The 6,118-nt window shown below is 42.6% G+C and carries 4 protein-coding genes and 3 pseudogenes; 3 read left to right on the forward strand and 4 right to left on the reverse strand.

Going from position 1 to position 6,118, the window contains the following annotated elements:
- The first annotated feature begins 524 nt into the window (after positions 1-524).
- The 3 genes from IM477_RS19320 (at position 525) to IM477_RS19330 (ending at position 3,874) form a co-directional block, all read left to right on the forward strand.
- Complete coding sequence (locus IM477_RS19320; RefSeq protein WP_287733114.1) at positions 525-1,160, forward strand: FeoA family protein; 636 nt, start codon at positions 525-527, stop codon at positions 1,158-1,160.
- Between the two features lie 41 nt (positions 1,161-1,201).
- The gene (gene feoB, locus IM477_RS19325) at positions 1,202-3,526 is read left to right on the forward strand and encodes a Fe(2+) transporter permease subunit FeoB (protein WP_287733115.1); all 2,325 of its coding nucleotides are present in this window, start codon (positions 1,202-1,204) and stop codon (positions 3,524-3,526) included.
- Positions 3,527-3,634: 108 nt separating this feature from the next.
- Positions 3,635-3,874, forward strand: a complete 240-nt coding sequence (locus IM477_RS19330; RefSeq protein WP_287733117.1) for a FeoC-like transcriptional regulator — start codon at positions 3,635-3,637, stop codon at positions 3,872-3,874.
- 50 nt (positions 3,875-3,924) lie between these two features.
- Here the strand turns inward: IM477_RS19330 and IM477_RS19335 are convergent.
- The 4 genes and pseudogenes from IM477_RS19335 to IM477_RS19350 all read right to left on the reverse strand — a co-directional run.
- Positions 3,925-4,191, reverse strand: a pseudogene (locus IM477_RS19335) (hypothetical protein); the annotation flags it as partial.
- 38 nt (positions 4,192-4,229) lie between these two features.
- Positions 4,230-5,439: pseudogene (locus IM477_RS19340) on the reverse strand (RNA-guided endonuclease InsQ/TnpB family protein).
- Positions 5,440-5,693: 254 nt separating this feature from the next.
- Positions 5,694-5,951: pseudogene (locus IM477_RS19345) on the reverse strand (hypothetical protein); the annotation flags it as partial.
- Positions 5,952-6,008: 57 nt separating this feature from the next.
- On the reverse strand, positions 6,009-6,118 hold a 110-nt coding region (locus IM477_RS19350), incomplete at its 5' end, for a transposase (protein ID WP_190538260.1).

Genomic DNA, 6,118 nt, shown 5'->3' on the forward strand with positions numbered 1-6,118 from the left:
CACCGATAGGTTCTTGCCCGAATGCTTCGCCCCTACTTTTTCAGCAGACCACTAGGTAGGGTTTGCGGCAAAAAGTTTGTTGGTGGGGTTAGGAGTCGGTCGTCAGTAGCCGGTCGTCAGTAGCCGGTCGTTTCAGGCTTTGTTGCCCTCTCTTTTTGTACTAACTTATGTACTGAAAGGAGGATAATGCCAGGTTTTTGGGGGTCCCAATCCGATTTTCGCAGCATGAACATCGGATTTTAACAGGTCAAAAGCCTTATTTTCAAAGGGTTTTACCATTATTCAGCCGACCCTAAATAAATATTTTTCTTTTCTGTCTCCCCTTTTGGATTAGACTGGTAATTGAGAATAATTAGCATTTATTTTAGCGATCACAAGTCTTAGACAGTTTCAAAACCGTTGACTGAGACTGACAGTAGTGCAGTTATCACCCTTTGGCTACTGAAGTAAACTCGATGAGCTATCAAGGAATTATTGTCACTCTTGAATGAAAGACCTTCTTTACCTTTGGAGATAAGAAAAGCATGGACGATAAAATTAGACCTAATGAACCAGAAGAACTGGAAAAATCGCCAAATAAAGCCCAATTTTCCCCTTGGGGTGGTAAAGAGGCAGAATTAGACAATGTCACTCCCACGGGTAATGACTTGGCTGCCACTTATCCTTTAGCACAAGTGGAAATGGGAAAAACCGTCTGGTTAGTGGGATTTCAGGGGACAGGAGGGATCAATCGACTCCTAGGTATGGGATTAAACCCCGGCATTCAATTACAGGTAATTAGCTCCCAACCGAGGGGATCGGTTTTAATTGGCATTCAAGACAATCGTATCGGTATCGGGGCAGAAATGGCCGAAAAAATCCTCGTTAGTGACAGTCAACCGAAAAAACTGGAACCCAAAAAAGACCTACCTGAAGTAAGAACATTTCTGCGGGAGATACCCATAGGAAAAGCGGGTAAAGTTGTCGGTTATGACCGAGCATTGCGCGGATACAAAGGAAAATTGCTATCAATGGGATTAACTCCGGGGACAGAGTTTACCGTCATTCGCGTCGCACCTTTGGGGGATCCCGTCGAGATTCGAGTGCGGGGATTTCATCTCAGTCTGCGAAAACAGGAGGCAGACACTTTAATCGTCGAAGAAATAGACCCAAAAAGCTAAATTTAATCATCTAAGCCTATTCATCACTCAATATCCTAATTATGGTCAAACCCATTATCGCCTTAATTGGCAATCCTAACTGTGGCAAAACTACCCTTTTTAATGCTCTCACGGGGGCCAATCAACGCACTGGCAACTGGCCGGGAGTAACAGTCGATCGCAAAGAGGGACGATTTCAAGTTAACGGGGAAGATATCACCCTTGTGGATTTACCCGGAGTCTATTCCCTCGATGTAGAAGAAGGGGAGACAGGAATGGATGAATTAGTCGCTAGGGACTATCTGCTGTCAGGAGAAGCGGATTTAGTGATTAATATCGTCGATGCTTCTAATTTAGAGCGCAATCTCTACCTTACTACCCAAATCATGGAGATGCGTTTACCGATGTTGATTGCCCTAAATATGATGGATGTGGCCAAAACTAGGGGTATTGTGGTTAATCCGCAACTCTTAAGCGTTCGCATGGATGCAATTGTCGTGGCGATTAGTGCAGTTAAAGGGGAAGGAATCGGAGAATTAAAGCAAAAAATTGGGGAATTAGTCAGTAATATTAGCCATACTGCCGCTTATGTGGCTTATCCTGCGGTAATTGAGGAAGCTCTTAACGAGATTGTTGCCTACATTAACGACCATAGCAGTAAAAGGATCGTTGAGCCAAGATGGACTGCTTTAAATCTACTGCAATACGAGGATCGCATCGCCCCAGAATTGCGCTCACAGGAACTATTAAGCATTATCGTCAAGCATAGACGACAAATACACCAAGTTTTAGGGGAAGACCTTGATATTTTAATTGCTGATACTCGTTATGGCTTTATTCAACAAGTTACCCAGGGAGCCACTCAACGGACTGGACAGATAAATGATACTATGTCTGATCGCCTCGATCGGATTGTTCTCGATCGCTGGTGGGGAATTCCGATATTTTTGGGCGTAATGTACCTAATGTTCTTGTTTACCATCAATGTTAGTGCTGCCTTTATCGATTTCTTCGATTTAACTGCCCAGACTATCTTTGTCGATGGTTTGTCCCAAGTTTTACAAAAAATCCATACCCCGGGTTGGCTAATTGCTCTGCTCGCTGATGGGGCGGGGGGAGGTGTGCAAACCGTCGCCACTTTTATCCCCGTAATTGGCTTTATGTTCCTCTTTTTGTCAATTTTAGAGGATTCCGGCTATATGGCCCGGGCAGCCTTCGTCATGGACCGATTGATGCGTTTGGTGGGATTGCCGGGTAAATCCTTTGTTCCCATGCTAGTGGGATTTGGTTGCAGTGTACCGGCAATTATGGCCACCAGGACCCTAGAAAATTCTCGCGATCGTTTAATGACGATTATGATGAACCCTTTTATGTCCTGTGGGGCCAGATTACCTGTTTATGCCCTATTTGCGGCGGCTTTTTTCCCCATAGGTGGTCAAAACATCGTTTTTGGTCTTTATATCTTAGGAATTCTCGCCGCTATTTTGACGGGATTGGTGATGAAAAAAACCCTACTCAAGGGAGAAGTCAGTCACTTTATTATGGAATTGCCTCCCTATCATCTACCGCGTCTGAAAGGGGTTTTAATTCGTACTTGGGAACGTCTGCAAGCGTTTTTATGGAAAGCTGGACGAGTTATTGTTTTAATGGTGATGATTTTGGGACTACTCAACTCCCTCAGTTTTGATGGTTCTTTTGGTAATCAAGACAGCGAGCGATCGGTTTTAAGTGCTACCAGTAAAGCTGTAACTCCTATTTTCTCACCCATGGGACTAGAACCGGAAAATTGGCCGGCAACGGTGGGAATTTTTACGGGAGTTTTTGCCAAAGAAGCGATGGTAGGCACATTAAACTCAATTTACAGCCAACTAGCAGGGGAAGATAACCCGAATAAGGGGGCAGCACAGGTAAAATTCGACTTTTGGGGGCAAATTCAGGAAGCTATCGCCACTATTCCCGCCAATTTAGCGCAATTACCCAATCAATTACTTGATCCCTTGGGTTTAAATATTGGTGATCTGCAAGATCAAAAAACGGCTGCCGAGAAGCAAGAAGTAGATTTAGGAATCTTTGGGGCAATGGTGAAAAGATTTGATGGTCAAGCGGGTGCTTTTGCCTATCTATTGTTTGTTCTGCTCTATTTTCCCTGTGTTTCGGCCACATCGGCAGTATATCGCGAAACTAATGCCGGTTGGACTGCTTTTATTGCCTTCTGGACCACAGGAATGGCCTATATTGTTGCCACTTCCTTCTATCAAATCGCCACTTTTTCTCGACATCCGGGATTTTCTCTCTTTTGGATAGTCTTGATGGGTTTAACCGTAGTCGGGGTTTTATTCACCTTAAAAAATCTCCGTCCCCGAAAAATCAACCGTCCCGCAATTTAAAAGTAGGGTGGGTTAGGCGACAAAAAGCTAGGCAACTAACTAATTATTTAGATTCGCCGTAACCCACCGCAATCAAGTAACTTTTCTCGATTTTTTCGCTTATAAACCATGATTTTAACCGATATACAGGCTTATCTTGCCAAAAATCAGAAAGCATCTCTGGCTGACTTATCCACACACTTTCGGATGTCAGCGGATGCCTTAAGTCCCATGCTCGATCGCTTGCTGAAAAAAGGGCGAATTCGCCTGATTTCCCTAGAAAAATGCGGAGGATGCAGCCGTTGTACCCCGGAATCTATGGCTTTTTACGAATGGATTGAGGGCAATTCCACAGGGACAAACAACTAAAAGTTTAATAATATAGAAGTTATCTCACCATTAAGATAACTGCTGTATTATCAGTTGAAAAGATACTTAATAGAGCCGTAGATTAATAACATTGCCGTTAAAGTCATGGCCATAATTAGGGGGGCGATTTTGGCTAACCAGCAAGCCACGAAGATTATCCCGATTCCGTCAGCGAGTAAGATGGGTAAACGTGGCCCTATGCCATGGTCAATAATTTTTTCCGTGGTTGGCTGCAGTTGAATCTTGGCTAAACAATGAAACCAAATTTGACTGACCAGAACTATTAAGGACCCCCATCCTATCCAGAGGGCAGCCACTTGACACTCCCATCGCGCTTAAGCGAGGGATTCTTGGTTCACTGAGTTTCCTTAATCTGGCAGGACGTATCCAACCAAACCAGAGGGAATCTCTCCCCAAGCGTATTAGTTTCCGTGTGTCCCACGGTACTTAGTCCCTTTTTGAGAATGTTGATAGCGGCGTTAATATCTCTATCTTCTACATAGCCACAATGGGGACAAATATGAGTTCTTGTAGATAGAGATTTAGGGACTTTTTGACCACAATTAGAGCAATTTTGACTCGTGTTATGGGGGGCTACTGCTACCGTAGCCTTACCATATTTAAAACCAAAATATTCTAACCATTGCCGAAAAGTTGACCAAGCCACATCATTAATAGATTTAGCTATTCTAGAGTTTTTTACCATGCCTTGAATATTTAAGTTTTCGTAAGCTATGAAATCGTTAGATTTAATGACGCGCAATGCCTCTTTTTCGACAAAGCCTTTACGTTGCCTACTTACTCTTAAATGCTTTCTAGCATATCTCTTTCTAGCCCTTTGGTAGTTGTTTGATTGGGGTTGACCTTTTCTAAACTTTTTAGATTTCTTCCGATTCAGACGGTTTAATCTTTTTTCTGCCTGGCGATAGTATTGCGGTATTTCTACCGTTTCCCCATCACTGTTAGCGTAGAAAACTTTTAAACCTACATCCAATCCCACACATCTTTTTGTTGGTTCTAGGGGTTTAGCATATTCCCGAATATCAACGCTAAGACAGAATTGGACATAATAACCATCCGCTCGTTTAACAATCCTAACTCGTTTAATTTGGTCTAGAGGGTAAAAGTTTAAGTCTCTGGTTCCTTTTAGTTTAACCGTGCCAATGTTTTTCTTATCTGTGAAAGTGATTTTCTTTCTATCCTCCGATAGTTTCCATCCGGAGTTTTTATATTCCACAGAACGATTATTTTTCTGAAACTTGGGATAACCCTTTTTACCTTTAACCTTTTTCTTACAATTGTCATAGAAACGAGCAATAGCTGACCATGCCCGTTCAGCAGATGCTTGTCTAGCCGTAGAATTTAGAGTATCGACAAACTTGAACTGAATGGCTGCGAACTGCACAATATTTATTGAGAGAATATTTATCGATTTTGTCTTCTCTCTTGGCATCCATCCAAAGCCTTAAAGCCTTATTACGGATGAATTGTACTGTACGAATAGCTTCATCAATGGCAGAACATTGACTTGGTTTGACGACTGCTTTCATTTCTAAGACAATCATTGTTTATCGACCTCAAACAACTTATTTTAAGTTAACCTGTAGAGCATCGGATTGTCAAGATTTTAGTTGACATTGAGCTTTTACATTGAGCCTTTACATTGAGCTTGTCGAAATGTGTCGAAATGTGTCGAAATGTGGACACTGAGCTTTTACATTGAGCCTGTCGAAATGTGTCGAAATGTCGTGCTTCGCTGTTTTATACTGGTCGGGGTTTCATCCCGTCGCTAAAAGCGAGGGTCTTTACCCCGACATTCAAGATAAAAGCCCGATAATTCTAAAACAATTGTACTAACTGTAACCATAAAAAAGCGATCAAGGCGAGGATCGCTGGTTTTTTGCTGAAATTGGGCAATTTCTGCCAAGTCCACCGCTGCCATGCGTGCCTGTTCTATACACATCACCAGGGTACCTAGGGCAAGAATAGCAGCGGATAGGTTTTCCGGTGAGAATATTTGGGAGATTATGCCTAAACTAGCCGGAAAAAACAGTAAAAAAAGCATCGTTCGTCTCATCTATTCGGGGTGGGGTCGGATTAAGATAAGAGGCTCTTCGTTACCCTTTATGCTAAATCAACAGACAAGATGCCAAGATAACATACTTCTAACCCAAAAATTCCGAAAGTTTCTAAAGCCATAGCCTCTCCGTTTTATTAGTTTAAGTTTATTGTTGATTCCCTCGA

Source organism: Microcystis sp. M090S1 (assembly GCF_020246295.1).
GTDB classification, from domain to species: Bacteria; Cyanobacteriota; Cyanobacteriia; order Cyanobacteriales; family Microcystaceae; genus Microcystis; species Microcystis aeruginosa.

What these genes read in the sequence shown, in the direction of transcription:
- feoB (WP_287733115.1), top strand. Translation starts at nt 1,202, where the DNA reads ATGGTCAAACCCATTATCGCCTTAATTGGCAATCCTAACTGTGGCAAA.
- IM477_RS19320 (WP_287733114.1), top strand. Translation starts at nt 525, where the DNA reads ATGGACGATAAAATTAGACCTAATGAACCAGAAGAACTGGAAAAATCG.
- IM477_RS19330 (WP_287733117.1), top strand. Translation starts at nt 3,635, where the DNA reads ATGATTTTAACCGATATACAGGCTTATCTTGCCAAAAATCAGAAAGCA.